We start from the raw sequence: 19695 nt of genomic DNA, 5'->3' as shown, positions 1-19695 counted from the left end.
AGGTTACGCTCACGCTCGCAAGTCTTTTCATCTCCGGATCGACAATCTTCTTGTCTCCTGCCGCCTATGCGGAGCCTGATACGTCTTCCACCAAGGTCGTTCAGAGCGGCCGCGCCTCCTGGTATGGACCAGGCTTCCACGGCCGGCGGACGGCGAGCGGCGAAACCTTCAACACCAACGATCTGACCGCCGCGCACCGCACCCTGCCCTTCGGCACCAAGGTCCGGGTCGTGAACAAGAAGACTGGAAGATCGGTGGTCGTTCGTATCAATGATCGTGGTCCTTATGCCCATGGCCGTGTCATCGATCTGTCAAAAGCCTCGGCGCAGGCCATCGGGATCTCCGGGGTCGGCACCGTCGACGTCGCTCAGCTCTAAAAGCGGCTTTCGAGCCCGCCATTTTTTCATCACCTGTTCATAGTGAGACTTAACCTTTGCAAACCGCCCCGGCAGGGCATCCCTGCCGGGGCGGCCCATGGAACCGAGAAGCCTTTTACCCGCTTTCCCCCGGTCACCTTTTTCTCAAGAAGAGGCCTTTGGAAACGCATGCAGATCGGCCGGTCGCTAATATCGATAGCCACCCTCCTGACGCTGATGGCTGCAGCCCCCATGGCCGCGGCACAGACGGGGCGGGCCTGGGTCGATCCACCTGCCGAGGGCGGAGCAGCGCCGTCGCAGGCACCCAAGCCTAAGAACGAACCTCAGAACGAGACGCCGGTCAGCCCGCCGCCGCAGGCAGCGACCCCGGCTCCTGCGACTCCGCCGATGCAATCGGCCCAGCCCGCGACGCCTGCCGTCAAACCTGATGCGCCACCTTCACGGCAGGCCGAGCCGCCGCCCGCAGCAGCCCCTTCCGCTCCCGCCGTGGCGGCGCAGCCGCTGAAGGATCCCGATGCCGACAAGCGCAGCGCCCGAGCCTCCGTGGCGAAGAACTTCGCCATCGACTATCTCGAATCCTGGTCGGCCTCGAACGACGTCGCCCTCGAAGCCACCGCCGCGTTTTATGCGCCTCGCGTACTCTTCCATGGCCGCGAGGTGAGCATGCAGCGGCTCTTCAACGAGAAGCGCCGTTTCGTGCGTCGCTGGCCCGAGCGCGACTACCGTCCACGCCCGAATGCGATGGGGACCGTGTGCAACCCGGCAGGCGAAGTCTGCACGGTGCATGCGGTATTCGACTTCACCGCCTCCCATCCCAAGCGGCGGCGCGTCTCGCAGGGCACCGGCGCCCTTCAGCTGATCGTTCACTTCATCGGCGACAAGCCGGTCATTGTCGCGGAGCACAGCACGCTGCTCGGTCAGGAGCGCAAGCGAAATCTCGCCCCGGAGGGCGCCTCGCATGATTGACGATTCCATCACCCGCGATCCCAAGGCGGATCCGCGCCGCAACTGGACCCAGATGCGCGACAGAATGCGCGAGATCATCCATGCGGAGCTCGACAGGATTCATCCCACCGACGACGCGCGCCGCGCCCTCGAATTGATCATCGAATCCTCCGTGCGCCCGTCCGAGGTCGATGGAGCGCTGAAGCTCACCATCATCGATCACGACGGCAAGCCGCGGGCGATCGAAAAGAACGGGCGGCCGGCCGAGTTCACGCTCCACGACCTCCTGGACGAGCTGCGCGTGAAATATCCGGTGCTGTTCAGGCCGGCGAAGCCCGATGCGGCAGCGCTTGCACAGGCGGACGAACCGTCTCAGCCGCGTGAGAAGCCGAAGCGCGATTGGTTGAACCTCGATTCCGATGGAGCCCAACCGGCCGCCGAACCACCTCGACCGCTGGACGAGCCCGCCGCCGTCCGGGATGAACAAGGCCCGAGACTGCCGATCGCAGAATGGTCGTACAACCCGCTGAAGACGCTCAAAACCTCCATCACGCCCGACCGCGGCTCCAGCGACCGGGCGGAGGACGGTCCCGTTCCGGTCGCAGAAGAGCATGAGCGGAACGTCTTCGGCGACATGCGCTCGCGCTCCTGGACGCGACCGGCCGTCGCGCTCGGGGCGGTTGCCGTCCTCGCTCTCCTCGGCGTCGGCGCATTCCTGTTCCAGGGCGACGATGCGGCCTCGCCCCGGGCCAGCGCCGCCGCGCCTGTCGCGTCGAGCGCGGCTGCTGCCAGTCCCATCCGGGAACCGGAGCCTGCCGTCACGGGCTCGACCGGTTCTTCGGGCGCGCTGCGCGGCGTGCCGGACGTGATCGATACGGCAACCCTGTCGGTGAACGGTGAAGTGGTGCGCCTGTTCGGCGTCGAGTGGGCTCCCGGCGCCGGCAAGCCCGAAGATCTGACCCAGTATCTCAACGGTCGCGAAGTGGCCTGCGATCCTGCGGGCTCGAACGACGTGTATCGGTGCCAGGTCGGCGGCCAGGATCTGTCCCGCGTCGTGCTGTTCAATGGCGGCGGACGGCCGACCAGCGATGCGACGCCGGATCTCAAGGCCGCGGCCGACAAGGCCCGCGAGGCGAAGATCGGCGTCTGGAGCAAGACGCCATAAGACAGCGGCCCCTGCCGAAGCAGAGGCCGCTTGCCTGAAAATCGATGGAGCTTTTTTAAGCGCGCGCTTCGGCCGGGCCGGGAATCTCGATCTCGATCTCGAGGGTCGAGATGTCGGCGTCCCGGTTCATCTTCACCTGAACGTTGTCCTGGTCCACCATGACGTGGCGGCGGACGACGGCCAGGATCTCTTCCCGCAACTGCGCGACGAGGTCAGGCTTGCCCCCGACGATGCCGCGTTCGTGCGCCAGCAGGATCTGCAGGCGCTCCCGCGCGACGGGCGCGGATGTGCGCCGGTTGAAGAAATTCAAAAGGCTCATGCAGCCCTCCGTCCGAACAATTTGCCGAACAGCCCCTTCTTGTCCGTGGGGATAGTGAGTTCGACGGTTTCGCCCTTGAGCCGGCGCACGGCATCGAAATAGGCCCGCCCGGGTGCGCTGGCAGGATTGTTCAGCGTGACCGGCGAGCCGACGTTCGAGGCGCGCAGCACCTCCTCGCTCTCGGGGATGATGCCGAGCAGCGGGATGGAGAGGATCTCCAGCACGTCGTCCACCTTCAGCATCTCGCCGCGCTCGGCGCGCACGGGATCGTAGCGGGTGAGCAGCAGGTGCTTCTCGATGCGCTCGCCCTTCTCGGCCCGCTCCGTCTTGGAATCGAGCAGTCCGATGATGCGGTCGGAGTCACGGACCGAGGAGACTTCCGGGTTCGTCACGACAACCGCGACATCCGCATGGCGCATGGCCATGGTCGCACCGCGCTCGATGCCGGCCGGGCTGTCGCAGATGATCCAGTCGAACTTTTCGCGCAGCTCGTTGAGAACGCGCGCCACGCCCTCTTCCGTCAGGGCGTCCTTGTCGCGGGTCTGCGAGGCGGGGAGCAGCGAGAGGTTCTCCATCCGCTTGTCGCGGATGAGAGCCTGGTTGAGCTTCGCATCGCCCTGCACCACGTTGATCAGATCGAACACCACGCGGCGCTCGGCTCCCATCACGAGGTCCAGGTTGCGCAGGCCGACGTCGAAGTCGATGACGACGACCTTCTCGCCGCCATGCGCCAGCGCCGCGCCCAGAGCTGCCGATGACGTCGTCTTGCCAACGCCACCCTTGCCGGAAGTTACGACCAAGACTTTGGCCATTGTCGTCTCTCTTTCTTTCAATCCATTGTTTTCAGGATGATCGAGTCGCCATCCAGGTTCACTTGCACGGGCTGACCGAGGAATTTGCCCCCCAGATCGTCAGCGGTCTTGTAGAGCCCATCGATCGCAATCAATTCGGCTTCGAATTTTCGACAGAAGATGCGGGCGCGGCCATTGCCCGTGCAACCGGCAATGGCGCGGCCGCGGAGGGTGCCATAGACATGGATCGAGCCACCGGCGACGATCTCGGACCCCGAGGCGACGGAGCCCAGAACCGTCACATCGCCTTCAGGGTGCAGGATCGATTGTCCCGAGCGCACGGAGCCTTCGATGAGAAGCGACTTCTCCGGCACGGGCGCGTCGCCGAAAGGCGTGCCGGTCGCGGCGACGGCCGCGTTGGCCGCATCCGGCACGTCGATGTCGCCCGTCGGCTTGCCGCCATTGATCGCCGGCGGCATCTCGGCATCGACATTCTCGGGAGCCGCTCCCTCGAGGCCGATGATGCGAATATTGCGCATCTTGAACGCCGCGAGGAGAAATTTCAGCTCGGACTTGGAAGGCTTTAACGATGAAACGTCGGCAATGATGGGTCGCCCGGTGAAGAAGCCGGGCGACCGCTCGGAGACGGCGTCGAGATCTTCGAGCCAGTCCCTCAGCGGCACTTCGGGCGCGAGGACCAGGGCCATGAAGGACCTGCCACGGAAGCGAAGAGATGGACGGTTGCGAACGGCAATGGTCACGGGAGTTCAGATTCCTTTAATTCCCCATGATTTCGACCGCTTATGGTTAATGGACCGTTAAAGGAGCCGGCGGACGATAACAATTTTCCGGCAATGCCCGCGACTCGTCCTGCGGGAATTCTGAAACGTCGATCAGGGTTTACCCTGAAGGCGAATAAGAAATTCAACTTTTTCAAGGAATAAAAAGATAAGTTATATCTCTTTTTGAGTATTCACTAGCACTTATTGAGTATTACTCCGTCCTCAAAGCTCAATTGACCGAGGCTGCCAGGAGCATACGATGATCCTTGTTTCGTTTTGTTTCATCGTTGCTTAGAGCATTTTTCCATCGATAGGGACGACCGCAAAACGATCGGATCGACGAACAGCCGCAAGGCTCATCCAGGGGAGGATGAAGGATGTCGGGTCGAGTGAATATCTTTTCTTCGCTAAGCAGATTTTTGCGCCATTTGTCCCTTCAAGCCGCCTTTGTCGCAGCCGCTCTGGTCTCCGGCACGGTCGTTGGATCGGCTCAGACGGCCCCGGTCTTCAATCCGGCCCGCGCCAATACGGGCACGCTCGGGGTGATCTCGGGCGGCGCGGACGGCACCTATATCCGCATTGCCGCCGACCTCGCCAACGTGCTCGACGGCGAAGACCTGCGCGTGCTGCCGATGATCGGCCGCGGTTCGCTGCAGAACCTGCGTGACATCATGTTCCTGCGCGGTGTCGACATCGGCATCGTCCAGATGGATGCGCGCGAACAGCTGAATGCGGAAAACCTCCAGAACGATGCGGTGCGGCGCCTGCGCTTCATCACGCGCCTCTACAACGAGGAGGTCCATATCATCGCCGACCGGGAGATCACCGACATCCGGCAGCTCGAAGGCAAGAAGGTCAATATCGACAAGGCCGGCAGCGGCACCAACCTGACCTCGCGCCTGATCTTCGACAAGCTCGGAATCAAGCCCGAGATGACCACGTTCGATCAGGCTTCGTCCTATGCGAAGCTCAAGTCCGGAGAAATCCAGGCGGCGGTCTATGTGGCCGGGCGCCCGGTTCGCGCCATTGCCGAATTCCAGACGGAGGGGCGGTTCCATCTCCTCCCGATTCCTTTCGAGGGAGAGATCGCGGAAAGCTATTTCCCCGCCCGCCTCGCGGATTCCGATTATCCGCAGCTGGTCGACAAGGATAAGCCGGTCGAAACCCTGGCGGTCGGCAGCCTGCTCGCCGTGTTCAACTGGCCCGAAAACTCCGATCGCTACAACCGCGTCAAGCGTTTCGTGGACGCGTTCTTCGCCCGGTTCGACGAATTCCTGCAGCCGGGCCGGCATCCGAAATGGAAAGAGGTCAATCTCGCGGCCGACGTGCCCGGCTGGGAGCGCGTGCGGCCGGCCCAGGCATGGCTGGACCGCGCCGCAATGGCCAGCAAGCCTTCGCCCCAGGGCCAAAACTTCGAGAGCTTCATGAAGAGCAGAGGCATCGACGTCTCGGCCGAGCAGCGCGAGGTCCTGTTCCGGGAATTCCTCGCCTGGCAGGGTGATCGGCAAAGAGCCTCCCGGCGAGTCACCCGGCAAGACTAAGAAACCAAGACAGGACCGAAGCCAAAGGCTCACGCGAAGCCTTTGGCGACCACCGGAGGAGGTCCGACATGATTGGGCACAAAGCATTTGGATTGAAATCTTTAACGGCAGAGTTGCTGACCACCACCTTGATCGGCATCGCACTTCTCGGACCGGCAGCCGCGCAAGGCTCCCCCACCGGCGATGCTCCCAATAAGGAGGAATCCTCCATCAAAGCGGGAGCAATGGAAAACCTTCTCACTCTCCTGCCGCTTCTCCTGACCTCGCCGGATCGAAAGCAGCTTGCGGCGGACCTCGAGGCTTCCATTCGGAAAGGCGACCTGAAAAAGGCCGAGAACAGTCTCAACTCGGCCATCGAGGTCGGCACCCTCGCGATCGTCCTCGTCGATCATCTGAAAGATCCGGACCTCATCACCGCCCTGCAGGGTCTCGGCATCCGGGGCGATGTCCCTCCGACGCCCGACCCGACCATCGTCGACAAGGCGGCGGCCGAATCCTGCGCGATCCCTTCCGCAACCACCGCGGTCAATCTGGCCGACATGCAGCAGGCTCTGGAGCAGGAGCAATCCTTCAGCAGCAGGGTCTCGCAAACCCTGACGGGCCTCATGGAGGAGCACAGCGCCCTCGAAGCGCGCCTGGAGAAGGAGACGGCGTCTCAAGCGCTCACGGCCTCCGAGATGCAGCAGACCCTGCAGCGGGAGCGGGACCAAGCCCAAGCGGCCATACAGGAGTTGGAGCGGCTCCGGAAAGAATACGGTGCCCTGCAGGCCGCCCGGGAGCAGGACAAGTCTTCCGTGGCATCGACTACATCCGAGCTGGACGCGGCTCTGCGTCAGGAACGCGAGCGGAGAGACAATGCCGAGCGCCAGTTCGCCAGCGCCGCGAAGAAACTGCGCGATCTCCAAGCCGTCAACGAAGAGCGGACGGCGTCCGAAGCGGCCCGCGTCGCGGAACTGGAGAAGGCCCTGGCGTGGGCCCGGATGCGCAGCGACATTCTGACCCAGGAACTTGTGGACACCACGGAAGAATTGCAGGCGCTTCAGGAACCTCATCGGTCAAGCGCCACGCCTGTGGTGTTCCGCCTCGCGGCAACAGGAACGGAGCCCCCCTGGCCCCGTCGCAGCAGGAAGCGCTTCTTCAGGCACCGTCCCCTCCGCCGGCAGCGGAGGGGACGCCGTCCGTGGCGAAGACCGCGCGGGGGTTGCCGGACGCCACCTCCGCATTGCCGGCGAAAGAGCCGGTGGTGCCGGCGAAAGAGCCGATTTCGGTCGTGGTTGCATCTCTCCCGGAAGGCTTTCAGTCCTTGCCGCTTGGCGTGCCCATCGTGGCTCCGGCGAAGCCCGAATCCCCGTCTGCACCGGAACCGAAGGTGAGCGCACCTGCCGAGGCTTCCAAGCCCGACGACCGTCTGACGATCCGCGCGGAAGAACTCTTCCGCAAAGGCGATGTGAGCGGAGCCCGCCTGCTTCTCGAGCGGGCCCTGGGCGGCGGCAATGCGCGTGCGGCCTTCGTGTTGGCCGAGACCTTCGATCCGAACGTGCTTTCCAAGCTGGGAGTCGTAGGGATCCGTGGCGACAACGCCAAGGCACGCGAGTTCTACGCACGGGCCCGTGCCATGGGCATCGCTCAGGCTGGAGAACGATTGGAAGCGTTGAAGTAGCTTCTAGACTATCGGACGATGCTCTAGAACGGCACCCACTCGCCGCCTTCGGTGAGTGAATCCACGGCGCGCTCGAGAGCCGTGCCGGCATCGAGCAGCTGCTGGGCCGTCTGCTGGATCTGCAGGGGCGGGCCAGGCAGGCCGACCACGTGCTCGGTCAGTTCCTTCACCCGTTCGATCAGATCGATCAGGTCGGCGGCGAGCGCGGCCCTCTCCTCTGCCTCGGCGGCAGGGGGGCGTCCTTGCTTCAGGCGCGGAGCGAGAGGGATCACGTTCGACATGCTTTGAAAATCTTCTTTTGTTCTGCTGAGGGCAATGGACGGCCCAGGCATGATCCACAGCAAACCGCAGCCTTAGGGCCTGCCAAGCTTCATGGCGATCTCTTTTTTCGCCCTCCCGATAGCCAGGCGAGGAGCCGTCGTCGGCGCTTGACTCCATTATAATGGACCGCTTATCTAGTTTAATGGAAAACGCCTCCGCCCTTAACGCCCATCTGGCGACACGCCTGCGCGATCTGCGCACTGAGAGCGGCATGACCTTGGACGGGCTCTCCGAGCGCACCGGGGTGAGCCGCTCCATGATCTCGCTGATCGAGCGCGGCGAGAGCAGCCCGACGGCAGCCGTGCTCGACAAGCTGGCGGCGGGCCTCGGCGTGACCCTGGCGTCCCTCTTCGCCGAGAAGGACAGCAATGGCGCCTCTCCGCTTGCACGCCGCGCCGATCAGCGCGTCTGGCGCGATCCGGACAGCGGCTACATGCGTCGCAATCTTTCGGCCGCCGGATTTCCCTCCCCATCGAACTCGTCGAGGTGGTTCTCCCGCCTGGCGCGCGCGTGGCCTACGACACGGGCCATCGCGCCGCCGCGGTCCATCAGCAGATCTGGATCATCGAGGGCGAGATCGATCTGACCCTGGGTGAGGAGAGCTACCACCTGAGCGCGGGCGACTGCCTGTCCATGCGCCTCGACCGACCGACCATTTTTCGCAACCATTCCGACCGACCCGCCCGCTACGTGGTGGCTCTTGCCACCGACGCGCGTGCCGGGTCCGGCACCCAGCGCTGAGAACCTCCCATGACCGAGTCGATCACCATCCGCCATCTCTCCGCACCGGAAGCCAGCGAGCAGGTCGGCGCTTTGTCCGCCGTCCTGATCGATTGCGTCGAGGGCGGCGCCTCGGTCAGCTTCATGTCGCCGCTGACCCGCGAGAGAGCCGATGCCTTCTGGCAGGGCGTCACCGAGGGTGTCGCCGACGGAGAACGCATCCTGCTCGTCGCCCAGGAGGACACGAGCGGACGGATCGTGGGCACCGTGCAGATCGTGCTCAAGCAGCCGGAGAACCAGCCGCATCGGGCCGACATCGCCAAGATGCTCGTTCACGGCCAGGCCCGAAAGCGCGGCATCGGCGCGGCTCTGATGCGGGCCGCCGAAGACGCGGCCCGCAGGGCCGGAAAGACCGTGCTCGTGCTCGACACGGTGACGGGCGGCGATGCCGAGCGTCTTTATGAGCGCATCGGCTGGATCAAGTCCGGCGTGATTCCCAATTATGCCCTGTGGCCGAAGGGCGGGTTCTGCGACACGACCGTGTTCTACAAGCAGATTCCCGCCGCCTGAGACAGCGAGCCGATTTCACGGCGAGGAAAACAGGCCTAGACAAATCGCCTAATGGGCTTGAATGCGCTCACCGTGCTATGGCCGGACTTCCTCAACCCTCGTGCTTCGTATTCCCCGTTAGATCACCATCATGGACTTATCCACTGCGGCGCTTCTGGCCGCCTCGGGTCTTGCAGCCGGCCTCGTCAATGCGATCGCCGGCGGCGGCACCTTCTTTACCTTTTCCGCCCTCGTCGCCGCGGGCCTCCCGCCCGTCGTCGCCAATGCGACGAGCGCCGTCGCGGTCACGCCCGCCAACCTGTCGAGCGCCTGGGCCTACCGGCGGGAACTCGCCGCCAATGTCAGGCGCTTTGCGGCGCTGGGCGTCGTCAGTCTCGTCGGCGGGCTGATCGGCGCCTACATCCTCACCGTCACCAACAACGACGCCTTCCGGCAGCTGGTGCCGTGGCTTCTGCTGTTCGCCACCGTGCTCTTTGCCGCGAGCCCGAAGATCGTGGCGCTCGCCCGCGCCATCGGCAAGCATGAAGGGCATCACCCGTCGACGAAGGCCTGGGCCGCGGGCCTCGCGTTCCAGACCGGTGTCGCGATCTATGGCGGTTTCTTCGGCGCGGGCATGGGCATCGTCATGCTGGCGGCGCTTGCGATCACCGAAGGCGACGATTTCCACCTGATCAACTCCGCGAAGCATCTGTGCTCCACGCTGATCCAGCTCGTTGCCGTCGTCCTGTTCATCGCAGCTGGTCTCGTCAGCTGGCCCGAAACCATCATCGTCGGCGCGGCCTCCGTGATCGGCGGCTATCTCGGAGTCGTCTTCGGCCGCCGCCTGCCGGCGAGCGTCATCCGCTGGCTGGTGATCGCAGTCGGCACGGCATTGACACTGTATTTCTTTATCCGCTGAATTCGGTAACCATTCTCGAAATAGCACGAGGTCGGGCGGCTTTTTGCAGACCGCTGCCCGATTCACGCCACAACCATGCTCCTTCCTGCCACGACTCGATTCTCACGCTTCGCGAAAAGGAAATGCTCGTGGCCGAATCCCAAAACCTCTCAGGACTCGACGGATCGCACTCGGTAAGCGCTCTCGGCCTGCGCTGGGCTGCCTTGCGCGGCATGTTGAACTCTCCGCTGATCATGGCCGACGAACAGCGCCCGCTGCGTGACGAGCTCCTGCGCGAGCTCGCCGCCATCGAACAGGATTTCAGCGATCTGCCATCGCGCAGCACGATGGAGATTTCCGCCAAACTCGACATCGCGAAATCGGCGCTTCGGGAGCGCATTCAAAATGGGGAAACCTGGCTGGTCGACCTGATCGACAGCATCCAGTCCGACCTCCACACCGTCACTCAGAGGCCATCCGCGCCTGCGACGGCGACGGCTCCGACCACCAATCGCTCACCCGCCAATCTCAGCCGGCCGCAGCAGCAACGCTCCGACGACACCAGCACCTCGTCGACCTCTGCGTCCCCGGCCAGTTCGGAAGCGGCCACGTCTTCGGCGGCGTGACCCTTTGAGAACGCCGCGTTCGATATTCTCGAACGCGGCGGACATCATTGCAGAAGGTTGACGTTTCTCGCTACACGAGTCCCGGATCGATCGCGCTCGTTCTCTCGAGCCATGCGGGAACCGGCAGGTTCTTCGAGCGCAGGAAGTCCGGGTTGAAGAGCTTGGACTGATAGCGCGTGCCGTAATCGCACAGCACCGTCACGATGGTGTGTCCCGGCCCGAGATGCTGCGCGAGACGGATCGCGCCGGCAACATTGATGCCGGACGATCCGCCCAGGCATAATCCCTCATGCTCCAGCATATCGAAGACGATCGACACCGCCTCCTCGTCCGGGATCTGGAAGGCGACATCGATGGGAGCATCGACCAGGTTGGCCGTGATGCGGCCCTGGCCGATGCCTTCCGTGATGGACGACCCCGAGGCCTTCAGCTCGCCGGTCGTGTAGTAGCTGTAGAGGGCAGCGCCCAGAGGATCGGCAAGGCCGATGGCCACCTTCGGACTGCGCTCCTTCAGCGCCATCCCGACACCCGCGAGGGTCCCGCCCGTGCCGACCGCGCAGACGAAGCCGTCGACCTTTCCTGAAGTCTGCTCCCAGATTTCCGGTCCGGTCGTCTCGATATGCGCCTGTCGGTTCGCCACGTTGTCGAACTGGTTGGCCCAGATCGCGCCGTTCGGCTCGGATGCCGCGAGGCGCTCCGCCAGCCGGCCCGAGACCTTCACGTAGTTGTTGGGATTGGCATAGGGCACGGCAGGGACTTCGATGAGCTCGGCGCCCGCGAGCCGCAGCATGTCCTTCTTCTCCTGGCTCTGCGTGTCCGGGATCACGATCACCGTCCGGAACCCGAGGGCATTGGCGACCAGAGCCAGACCGATGCCGGTGTTCCCGGCCGTGCCTTCGACGATCACGCCGCCCGGGCGCAAGGCGCCGCGCTTCACAGCATCCTGAATGATGAACAGGGCGGCCCGGTCCTTCACCGACTGGCCGGGGTTCATGAACTCGGCCTTGCCCAGAATGGTGCATCCCGTCAGCTCGGAGGCGCGGCGAAGCTTGATCAGGGGCGTGTTGCCGATGGCGGCGGGGAGGTCGGGCTGGATGGTCATGGCACCTAACTGCAAGCTGGGAGGAAACGTCAGCGGATGGGCGAACCGGATGCAAGCCATTCCGCATGAAGGTTCACGGCCGATATTCACACCGACATTATGTAATTAAAAATCAAAACACAATCCTTGACGTTCTTTATAACGAACCACATTATATGGTCTATCATGATCCGAGAAGTTGGCCAGAAATAGCACTCCCCGCGTCATGGCCGGGCTTGTCCCGGCCATCTCGATCCTGTGAAGCGGAGCGCTTTTCCAATCGGGATCACCGGCACAAGGCCGGTGATGACGGCGGCGGGATGAATTTTTTGCCAGCCTCCAAGGTTCTGCTGCCCCGCAATCTCACGCACGAAAGCTCAGGAGCGACCATGTCCAGCTCTGCCGTGGCTTCGCCTCTTTCCGTCGGAAACCGTGCAAGCCTGACCATCAACGCCCCAGCCTCCCTGGCGGCCGCAGCCGGCATCGTCGGCGGCGCGGCTCTGCTGGGCGCCATCATCAATCCGCAGCAGGCGGCGCTCTACGTGCTCGGCGCGGCGCTCGGGCTCGTGCTCTATCACGCTGCCTTCGGCTTCACCTCGGCCTGGCGCGTCTTCATCGCGGATCGTCGCGGCGAGGGCCTGCGCGCGCAGATGGTCATGCTGGCGATCGCCTCCATCCTGTTCTTCCCCGTCCTCGCCTCCGGCTCCCTCTTCGGCCAGCCGGTGGCAGGCAACGTGTCGCCGGCCGGGATCGGTGTGGTCTTCGGTGCCTTCATCTTCGGCATTGGCATGCAGATGGGCGGCGGCTGCGCCTCGGGCACGCTCTATACGGTCGGCGGCGGCTCCACCCGCATGGTGATCACGCTTGCCGCCTTCGTTGCGGGCTCCGCCATCGGGGCGGCGCATCTGCACTGGTGGACGGCCCTGCCGAGCCTGCCCAAGATTTCGATTATCGAGCTTTGGGGACCCTGGACCGCGCTCGCGGTACAGCTCGTCGTCTTTGCCATCATCGCCGGTATGACGGTGGTGTTGGAAAAGCGCCGCCATGGCCAGTTGATCCAGCCTGCTCCCTCCCCGCGCCAGGGTCTTGCGCGCTTCACGCGCGGTCCGTGGCCGCTGGTGGCGGGCGCGGTGGCGCTCGCGCTCCTGAACTTCGTGACGCTCTACCTCGCCGGCCGGCCCTGGGGCGTAACCTCGGCCTTCGCCCTCTGGGGCTCGAAGATCGCCGCCGTCATTGGCTTCGACGTGGCGAGCTGGCCCTATTGGTCGAGCCCCGCCAGCCAGGCCGCGCTCAACGGCAGCATCTTCAACGACATCACGACGGTGATGGATTTCGGCATCATTCTCGGTGCGCTTCTGGCCGCCGCCCTGGCCGGCCGCTTCGCCCCCACCTGGAAGGTCCCGCTGCGCTCCGCCATCGCGGCGGTCGTGGGCGGCCTGCTTCTCGGCTACGGCGCGCGACTCGCCTATGGCTGCAACATCGGCGCCTATTTCTCCGGCATCGCATCCGGCAGCCTGCATGGCTGGGTCTGGCTCGTCGCGGCCTTTGCCGGCAACGTCATCGGCACACGCGTGCGTCCCCTCTTCGGCCTCGAAGTGGAACGCGTGAAGCTCACCGGCTGCTGATCCGGACGGGGCTGAGTCGATCTCAGCCCTCTTACAATCAGGCGCTGGCGTTCCTGTCCGCGATGGCACGGGCAATCACATCCTTCACGGCCTCATAGGGCTGTGCTCCGGACACGAGATAGGCCTGCGCGCCGGCCGTCACGATCAGGGCCGGAACGCCGGAAATGCCGATCTGCCGCGCGAGCTGCTGGTCTTCGATCACACGCTGTTCATAGCGGCCGCTCGTGAGAGCCTCGCGCAACTCACCGGCATCGAGCCCGACGGATTGTCCGATATCGAGCAGGACCTCGATATCGGCGAGATCGCGCCCGTCTTCGAAGAAGGCCTTGAACAGGGCGTTGTTCATCGCATCGAGCCGGCTGGCCTGCCGCGCGAATTCGGCCGCTTCGTGGGCCTTGCGGCTGCGCGGCTGAACCGGCGGCAGTTTCAGGACCATGCCGCGCTCCTGCGCCATGGGATAGACGGACTGGTTCCAGACCCGGTGCAGGTATTCCGCGTTGGGATCGAGCGTCGGCTCCGGCTCTGGGCGAAGCTCGAAAGAGCGCCAGTCGATCTCAACCCCATGGCCAAGCTCAGCCTGGGCCCGTTCCAGAACGGGCCGCTCGAGATAGCAGAACGGGCAGACATAATCGCTCCAGACCAAGATCCGGACGGTGTTGCCCTTCGCCATGAAAGCGCTCCTTCAGCCAATCCAGTCAACGCATCAGTGGGCGGCCGGTTTTCCGGCGCCCGCATCCGGCCGCTTGAGCGACTTGATCAGGTTGCCCAGAGCCATGAAATCGCTCTTCCGGGTCGATGTGCGGCGCCAGGCCAGCCCGACCGTGCGCATGGGCGCATCCTCGGGAAATTCGATGAGCGCAACCCGCTGCCGGTCGACCTCGGCCTGGGCGCAGAGTTCGGGAAGCAGCGTGATGCCGTGCCCGGCCGCCACCATCTGCATGATGGTCGTGAGCGAAGCGGCGCCCAGCGCCTTCCGGGCCTGCATGTTGGCGATGTGGCAGAACTGCAGGGCCTGATCCCTGAGGCAATGCCCTTCCTCCAGGAGAAGCAGGCGCTCCTGCCCGATGCGGGTGCGCAGATCGCTGTTCGCCCAGTCCTCGGCGGCCCGGCTTTGAACGGCGATGAGAAAACGGTCGTCGAACAGCGCCATGGTTTCCACCTGCGGCTGCTGGATCGGCAGCGCGAGGAGGGCGGCATCGAGATCGCCCCGGACCAGTTCCTCGACCAGTGCCCCGGTCTGCGTCTCGCGGATCTGGAGATCGAGGGACGGATAATGCTTTGCCACCTCGGTCAGGATCGCCGGCAGCAGATAGGGTGCGACGGAGGGAATGATCCCGAGACGCAACGAGCCCGTGAGGAGCCCCTGATGCTGGTGGGCATAGTCGGAGAGTTCGCGCACCTGGTTCAGGATCGCTTCGGCCCGGGCCGCGATCTCCTGTCCCGCGACAGTCACGGCGATGGTATTGCCCCGACGCTCGACGAGCTCCACGCCGAGTTCCCGCTCCAACTCCTTGATCTGCATGGAGAGGGCCGGCTGCGTGACGGCGCATTGATCGGCCGCCATGCCGAAATGCTTCGTTCGAGCCAGGGCGTCGAAGTAACGTAACTGACGGAGTGTCACCATGCGATAAGAATAACTGATCGCAGTTCGCAATCAATACAATTGGAACTTATCGGGTCTCTCCGGCATCGTGCGCGGCACTCAACAGGGGCGACCATGACAAAAACGACGACGATGACCACGACGGCCGGTGCGCCGATCGCCGACAACCAGAACAGCCTGTCGGCCGGAAGCCGCGGCCCGCTGCTGCTCCAGGACTACCAGCTGATCGAGAAGCTGGCGCACCAGAACCGGGAGCGCATTCCGGAGCGCGTGGTCCATGCCAAGGGCTCGGCCGCCTACGGCACCCTGACGATCACCAACGACATCACCCAATATTCCAAGGCGAAGGTCTTCTCGGAAATCGGCAAGCAGACCGAGGTCTTCCTGCGCTTCTCGACCGTGGCCGGTGAGCGCGGCGCGGCCGATGCCGAGCGCGACGTGCGCGGCTTCGCGCTGAAGTTCTATACGGATGAGGGCAACTGGGACATCGTCGGCAACAACACGCCCGTGTTCTTCGTGCGTGATCCGGTGAAGTTCCCCGATTTCATCCGCACGCAGAAGCGCCATCCGGCCACGAACCTGCGTTCGACGACCGCCATGTGGGATTTCTGGTCGCTCAGCCCCGAGAGCCTGCATCAGGTGACGATCCTGTTCTCGGATCGCGGTCTGCCGCAGGGCTATCGCTTCATGCACGGCTTCGGTTCGCACACCTACTCGTTCATCAACGAGGCCGATGAGCGCTTCTGGGTGAAGTTCCACTTCAAGTCCATGCAGGGCATCAAGACCTGGTCGAACCGCGAGGCCGAGGCCGTCGTCGCCAAGGACCGCGAGAGCGCCCAGCGCGACCTCTACGAGGCCATCGAAGGCGGCGAATTCCCGCGCTGGAAGTTCTGTGTTCAGATCATGCCGGAGACGGATGCGGAGAAGACCTCCTACAACCCGTTCGACGTCACCAAGGTATGGCCGCACGCGGAATATCCGCTGATCGAGGTCGGCGTGCTCGAGCTCAACCGGAACGCTCAGCACTACTTCGCCGAAGTCGAGCAATCCTCGTTCTCGCCGTCGAACATCGTGCCCGGCATCGGCTTCTCGCCCGACAAGATGCTGCAGGGCCGCATCTTCGCCTATGCGGATGCGCACCGCTACCGCGTCGGCACGCATTACGAAGCGTTGCCGGTGAACCGTCCGCGCTGCCCGGTGCATCACTATCATGCCGACGGCTCGATGCTGTTGGACATCCCGAACCGCGGCAATGCGTATTACGAGCCGAACTCCTTCAACGGCCCGGTGCAGACGCAGCGTGCCGCCGAGCCGCCGCTCAAGATCTCGGGCGATGCCGACCGCTACGATCACCGCGCCGGCAACGACGACTACAGGCAGCCGGGCGACCTGTTCCGCCTCATGACGCCGGACGAGCAGAGCCGGCTCATGGACAACATCGCGGAAGCCATGCAGGGCGTGCCGCAGGAGATCGTGAAGCGCCAGATCGTGCACTTCTATCTCGCCGACAAGGGCTATGGCCTCGGCGTGGCGGATCGCATGGGCCTCAAGGGCGCCGTGATGATCCAGGCTGCGGAATAAACAAAAGCCGTAGGGGCGAAGAGAACGGCCCGGGAGCAATCCCGGGCCGTTTTTGTTTCGGCGATTCCTACCGTGTCATCCCCGGCGAGCGTAGCGAGGGAAGGGGATCCATGGTGCTGAGCGTGTCGATGTATCCCCTTCCCGGCCCTGAAGGGCCGCCGGGGATGACACAGATCTCACAACAATCCCTCACCCTGCAGGAACGGATTGGTCTGCCGCTCCTCGCCGATGGTGCTCATGGGGCCGTGGCCGCAGATGAAGGCGATGTCGTCGCCGAGCGGCAGGAGCTTGTCCCTGATCGAGCGGATCAGCGCCTTGCCGTCGCCGCCGGGAAGGTCGGTGCGCCCGACGGAGCCCTGGAACAGCACGTCGCCCACGAGCGCGAAGCGCTGCGACGGCGACACGAGCACGACGCTGCCCGGCGAGTGGCCGGGGCAATGGAGCACGTCGAGGGTGAGATCGCCGATGGTGACCGTATCGCCCTCGTTCAGCCAACGGTCCGGCGTGACGGCGCGGGCGGGAAAACCATAGGCCTGCCCCTGCTCCGCCAGCCGCTCCAGCAGGAACCGATCCGCCTCGTGCGGCCCCTCGATCCGGACGCCAAGTTCCTCGCGCAGCTCGGCTGCTCCACCGGCGTGATCGATATGGCCATGGGTGAGGATGATCTTGTCCACGGTCACGCCCGCCTGTGCGATGGCCTCGCGGATACGGGGAAGATCGCCCCCGGGATCGACCACCGCCGCCTTCTTGGTCTTCTCGCACCACAACAATGTGCAGTTCTGCTGGAACGGCGTCACGGGGATGATGGCGGCGCGGACATCTGGCACGAGAGGTTCCTTTGTCTTGTCGAGCCAGAGATAGGCTTTGGATCGGCCGCTGGGAAGCCTCCGGGATCGGGAGCGCTTCACTTGACCTTCGGTGACCCCGGTTCACATAGTCCCCTCATCGAATCACAACGAGGACACGAGCATGGAAACCAGGGCCGCCGTGGCATGGGAGGCTGGCAAGCCGCTCACCATCGAGACCATCCGCATCGACGGCCCAAAGGCGGGTGAGGTGCTCGTGGAGGTGATGGCGACGGGCGTCTGCCACACGGATGCCTACACCCTGTCGGGTCTCGATTCCGAGGGCAAGTTCCCGGCGATCCTCGGCCATGAGGGCGCCGGCATCGTGCGCGAGGTCGGCCCCGGCGTCACGACACTGAAAGTCGGCGATCACGTGATCCCGCTGTACACGCCCGAGTGCCGCAACTGCAAATCCTGCCTGTCGCGCCGCACCAATCTCTGCACCGCGATCCGCTCCACGCAAGGCCAGGGTGTCATGCCCGACGGCACGAGCCGCTTCCGCTGCGACGGCGAGACGGTGTTCCACTACATGGGCTGCTCGACCTTCGCGAACTTCACCGTTTTGCCGGAGATCGCGCTCGCCAAGGTGCGCGAGGACGCGCCCTTCGACAAGATCTGCTACATCGGCTGCGGCGTCACCACGGGCATCGGCGCGGTGATCTACACGGCGAAGGTGTGGCCCGGCGCGAACGTGGTGGTGTTCGGCCTCGGCGGCATCGGGCTCAACGTGATCCAGGGCGCGCGCATGGTGGGCGCCGACAAGATCATCGGCGTCGACATCAACCCGGCCAAGGTCGAGATGGCGAAGAAATTCGGCATGACCGACTTCATCAATCCCAACGAGGTCGGCACCGACAAGGTGGTGCAGGCCATCGTCGATCTCACCGGCGGCGGCGCGGATTTCTCGTTCGACGCGACCGGCAACGTGAACGTGATGCGTCAGGCGCTCGAATGCTGCCATCGCGGCTGGGGCGAGAGCATCATCATCGGCGTGGCGGAAGCCGGCAAGGAGATCTCCACCCGTCCGTTCCAGCTCGTCACCGGCCGCGTCTGGAAGGGCACGGCCTTCGGCGGCGCGCGCGGCCGCACGGACGTGCCGAAGATCGTCGACTGGTACATGGAGGGCAAGATCAACATCGACGATCTGATCACCCACACCATGCCGCTCGAGGAGATCAACACCGCCTTCGACCTCATGCACGAAGGCAAGTCGATCCGCTCGGTCATCGTCTACTGATCAGGAGAGACAGGTTGAGTTTCGAGGTTGTCTCGCAGTCCCGCAGCTTTGGCGGCACGCAGTTCGTCTACCGTCATGCTTCCCGTGAAACAGGCACGCCCATGCGCCTTGCCGCCTTCGTTCCGCCGCAGGCGAACGCGGGCAAGGTGCCGGTGGTGTGGTTTCTCTCCGGCCTCACCTGCACGGAGGAGAATTTTACCGTGAAGGCGGGCGCGCAGCGCGTGGCCTCGGAGCTCGGCCTGATCCTGATCGCCCCGGATACCAGCCCCCGCGGCGAGGGCGTGCCCGACGACGCGCAAGGCGCTTACGATTTCGGCCTGGGCGCCGGCTTCTATGTGGATGCCACGCAGGAGCCCTGGACGAGGCATTACCGCATGCGCTCCTATCTCGAGCACGAGCTGCCGGCTCTGGTGGCCGAGAACCTGCCGGCCGACATGAGCCGCCAGGGCATCACCGGCCATTCCATGGGCGGCCATGGGGCGCTCACCATTGCTTTGCGCAACCCGGGGCGCTTTAAGGCCGTCTCGGCCTTCGCGCCCATCGCCTCGCCCATGAACTGCCCCTGGGGCGAGAAGGCCCTGTCGAACTATATCGGCCCCGACCGCGCGGCTTGGCGCGACTATGATGCCTGCGCGCTGATCGAGAGCGGCGCCCGGCTCCCCGACCTCCTGGTGGACCAGGGCACGGCCGACAGCTTCCTGGAAAGCCAGCTGAAGCCTCAGCTCCTGGAGGCGGCCTGCGTCAAGGCAGGGCAGCCCTTAACGCTGCGGATGCAGGAGGGCTACGACCACTCCTACTTCTTCATCGCCACCTTCATCGAGGACCACCTGCGCTGGCATGCCCGGCGCGTCGGCGCGGCTTGAGCGTCTAACCGACGATCCATCTCTCCGTCGTCATCACCGGGCTTGTCCCGGTGATCTCGTTTGCATGAAACGACCAAGCCTCACCGGATCGGGATGGCCGGGACAAGCCCGACCATGACGTAGAAAGGTGTCATTCCTGGCAAGGCTCTGGGCGACCGGAATTTGT

23 protein-coding genes are annotated in these 19695 nt (G+C 64.4%); 15 read left to right on the top strand and 8 right to left on the bottom strand.

Going from position 1 to position 19695, the window contains the following annotated elements:
* Window positions 1-44: 44 nt before the first annotated feature.
* From ACD578_RS23140 to ACD578_RS23130, 3 genes are all read left to right on the top strand, one after another.
* On the top strand, window positions 45-377 hold the full coding sequence (locus tag ACD578_RS23140; RefSeq protein WP_404294006.1) for a septal ring lytic transglycosylase RlpA family protein: 333 nt from the start codon (window positions 45-47) through the stop codon (window positions 375-377).
* A gap of 168 nt (window positions 378-545) precedes the next feature.
* On the top strand, window positions 546-1343 hold the full coding sequence (locus ACD578_RS23135; protein ID WP_404288869.1) for a hypothetical protein: 798 nt from the start codon (window positions 546-548) through the stop codon (window positions 1341-1343).
* The gene (locus ACD578_RS23130) at window positions 1336-2487 is read left to right on the top strand and encodes a thermonuclease family protein (RefSeq protein WP_404288867.1); all 1152 of its coding nucleotides are present in this window, start codon (window positions 1336-1338) and stop codon (window positions 2485-2487) included. Before ACD578_RS23135 ends, ACD578_RS23130 begins: the two co-directional genes overlap by 8 nt.
* A 55-nt stretch (window positions 2488-2542) precedes the next feature.
* Here the strand turns inward: ACD578_RS23130 and minE are convergent, their stop codons facing one another.
* The 3 genes from minE to minC are packed head-to-tail and all read right to left on the bottom strand — an operon-like array spanning window position 2543 to window position 4304.
* Entirely contained in the window at window positions 2543-2806 is a 264-nt protein-coding gene (gene minE, locus ACD578_RS23125; RefSeq protein ID WP_152714156.1) for a cell division topological specificity factor MinE, read from the bottom strand.
* Window positions 2803-3618 carry a septum site-determining protein MinD gene (gene minD / locus ACD578_RS23120; protein ID WP_152714157.1) on the bottom strand — a complete coding sequence of 272 codons (816 nt, stop codon included), beginning with the start codon at window positions 3616-3618 and terminating at the stop codon, window positions 2803-2805. The genes minE and minD overlap by 4 nt, the downstream gene beginning before the upstream one ends.
* Before the next feature lie 17 nt (window positions 3619-3635).
* Window positions 3636-4304, bottom strand: a complete 669-nt coding sequence (minC, locus tag ACD578_RS23115; RefSeq protein ID WP_152714170.1) for a septum site-determining protein MinC — start codon at window positions 4302-4304, stop codon at window positions 3636-3638.
* A 503-nt stretch (window positions 4305-4807) separates the two neighbouring features.
* Here minC and ACD578_RS23110 point away from each other — a divergent pair.
* The 3 genes from ACD578_RS23110 to ACD578_RS23100 all read left to right on the top strand — a co-directional run bounded on the left by ACD578_RS23110 (window position 4808) and on the right by ACD578_RS23100 (window position 7580).
* Window positions 4808-5920: a TAXI family TRAP transporter solute-binding subunit gene (locus ACD578_RS23110; protein ID WP_404288864.1), complete on the top strand. Its 1113-nt coding sequence runs from the start codon at window positions 4808-4810 to the stop codon at window positions 5918-5920.
* Window positions 5921-5988: 68 nt separating this feature from the next.
* Entirely contained in the window at window positions 5989-7293 is a 1305-nt protein-coding gene (locus tag ACD578_RS23105; RefSeq protein ID WP_404288862.1) for a hypothetical protein, read from the top strand.
* Window positions 7290-7580 (top strand): hypothetical protein, encoded by a 291-nt coding sequence (locus tag ACD578_RS23100; RefSeq protein WP_404288860.1) that lies wholly within the window; start codon window positions 7290-7292, stop codon window positions 7578-7580. Before ACD578_RS23105 ends, ACD578_RS23100 begins: the two co-directional genes overlap by 4 nt.
* Window positions 7581-7603: 23 nt before the next feature.
* Here the strand turns inward: ACD578_RS23100 and ACD578_RS23095 are convergent, their stop codons facing one another.
* Window positions 7604-7861, bottom strand: a complete 258-nt coding sequence (locus ACD578_RS23095) for a hypothetical protein (RefSeq protein WP_152714160.1) — start codon at window positions 7859-7861, stop codon at window positions 7604-7606.
* Between the two features lie 182 nt (window positions 7862-8043).
* On the opposite strand from ACD578_RS23095, the gene ACD578_RS23090 reads away from it, so the two are divergent.
* The 5 genes from ACD578_RS23090 (at window position 8044) to ACD578_RS23070 (ending at window position 10694) form a co-directional block, all read left to right on the top strand.
* Window positions 8044-8487 (top strand): helix-turn-helix domain-containing protein, encoded by a 444-nt coding sequence (locus ACD578_RS23090; protein WP_404288858.1) that lies wholly within the window; start codon window positions 8044-8046, stop codon window positions 8485-8487.
* On the top strand, window positions 8412-8642 hold the full coding sequence (locus ACD578_RS23085; protein ID WP_404288856.1) for a cupin domain-containing protein: 231 nt from the start codon (window positions 8412-8414) through the stop codon (window positions 8640-8642). Before ACD578_RS23090 ends, ACD578_RS23085 begins: the two co-directional genes overlap by 76 nt.
* Before the next feature lie 9 nt (window positions 8643-8651).
* Window positions 8652-9191, top strand: a complete 540-nt coding sequence (locus ACD578_RS23080; RefSeq protein WP_404288854.1) for a GNAT family N-acetyltransferase — start codon at window positions 8652-8654, stop codon at window positions 9189-9191.
* 130 nt (window positions 9192-9321) lie between these two features.
* Entirely contained in the window at window positions 9322-10089 is a 768-nt protein-coding gene (locus tag ACD578_RS23075) for a sulfite exporter TauE/SafE family protein (RefSeq protein WP_404288852.1), read from the top strand.
* A 128-nt stretch (window positions 10090-10217) separates the two neighbouring features.
* Window positions 10218-10694, top strand: a complete 477-nt coding sequence (locus ACD578_RS23070; protein WP_152714164.1) for a hypothetical protein — start codon at window positions 10218-10220, stop codon at window positions 10692-10694.
* A gap of 70 nt (window positions 10695-10764) precedes the next feature.
* Here ACD578_RS23070 and ACD578_RS23065 read toward each other — a convergent pair whose 3' ends face one another.
* Window positions 10765-11796, bottom strand: a complete 1032-nt coding sequence (locus ACD578_RS23065) for a cysteine synthase A (RefSeq protein ID WP_404288850.1) — start codon at window positions 11794-11796, stop codon at window positions 10765-10767.
* A gap of 368 nt (window positions 11797-12164) precedes the next feature.
* On the opposite strand from ACD578_RS23065, the gene ACD578_RS23060 reads away from it, so the two are divergent.
* Window positions 12165-13400 carry a YeeE/YedE family protein gene (locus ACD578_RS23060; RefSeq protein WP_404288848.1) on the top strand — a complete coding sequence of 412 codons (1236 nt, stop codon included), beginning with the start codon at window positions 12165-12167 and terminating at the stop codon, window positions 13398-13400.
* A gap of 37 nt (window positions 13401-13437) precedes the next feature.
* Here ACD578_RS23060 and ACD578_RS23055 read toward each other — a convergent pair whose 3' ends face one another.
* Together ACD578_RS23055 and ACD578_RS23050 are read right to left on the bottom strand one after the other, a co-directional pair.
* A complete protein-coding gene (locus ACD578_RS23055) occupies window positions 13438-14070 on the bottom strand; it encodes a DsbA family protein (protein WP_404288846.1) in 633 nt (210 codons plus the stop codon).
* A gap of 33 nt (window positions 14071-14103) precedes the next feature.
* Window positions 14104-15024, bottom strand: a complete 921-nt coding sequence (locus ACD578_RS23050) for a LysR substrate-binding domain-containing protein (protein WP_404288844.1) — start codon at window positions 15022-15024, stop codon at window positions 14104-14106.
* A 93-nt stretch (window positions 15025-15117) separates the two neighbouring features.
* Here ACD578_RS23050 and ACD578_RS23045 point away from each other — a divergent pair, with 93 nt between their 5' ends.
* Window positions 15118-16584, top strand: a complete 1467-nt coding sequence (locus tag ACD578_RS23045; RefSeq protein WP_404288842.1) for a catalase — start codon at window positions 15118-15120, stop codon at window positions 16582-16584.
* 176 nt (window positions 16585-16760) lie between these two features.
* Here ACD578_RS23045 and ACD578_RS23040 read toward each other — a convergent pair whose 3' ends face one another.
* Entirely contained in the window at window positions 16761-17411 is a 651-nt protein-coding gene (locus ACD578_RS23040) for an MBL fold metallo-hydrolase (RefSeq protein WP_404288840.1), read from the bottom strand.
* 142 nt (window positions 17412-17553) lie between these two features.
* Here ACD578_RS23040 and ACD578_RS23035 point away from each other — a divergent pair, with 142 nt between their 5' ends.
* Both ACD578_RS23035 and fghA read left to right on the top strand, forming a co-directional pair.
* Complete coding sequence (locus ACD578_RS23035) at window positions 17554-18666, top strand: S-(hydroxymethyl)glutathione dehydrogenase/class III alcohol dehydrogenase (RefSeq protein ID WP_404288838.1); 1113 nt, start codon at window positions 17554-17556, stop codon at window positions 18664-18666.
* Between the two features lie 14 nt (window positions 18667-18680).
* Window positions 18681-19529 carry an S-formylglutathione hydrolase gene (gene fghA, locus ACD578_RS23030; protein WP_404288836.1) on the top strand — a complete coding sequence of 283 codons (849 nt, stop codon included), beginning with the start codon at window positions 18681-18683 and terminating at the stop codon, window positions 19527-19529.
* Window positions 19530-19695: the final 166 nt, after the last annotated feature.

Source organism: Microvirga sp. RSM25 (assembly GCF_044784385.1).
GTDB classification, from domain to species: domain Bacteria; phylum Pseudomonadota; class Alphaproteobacteria; order Rhizobiales; family Beijerinckiaceae; genus Microvirga; species Microvirga tunisiensis.
The sequence above is the reverse complement of the archived record's forward strand: the minus strand, read 5'-3'. Positions and strand labels throughout refer to the sequence as shown.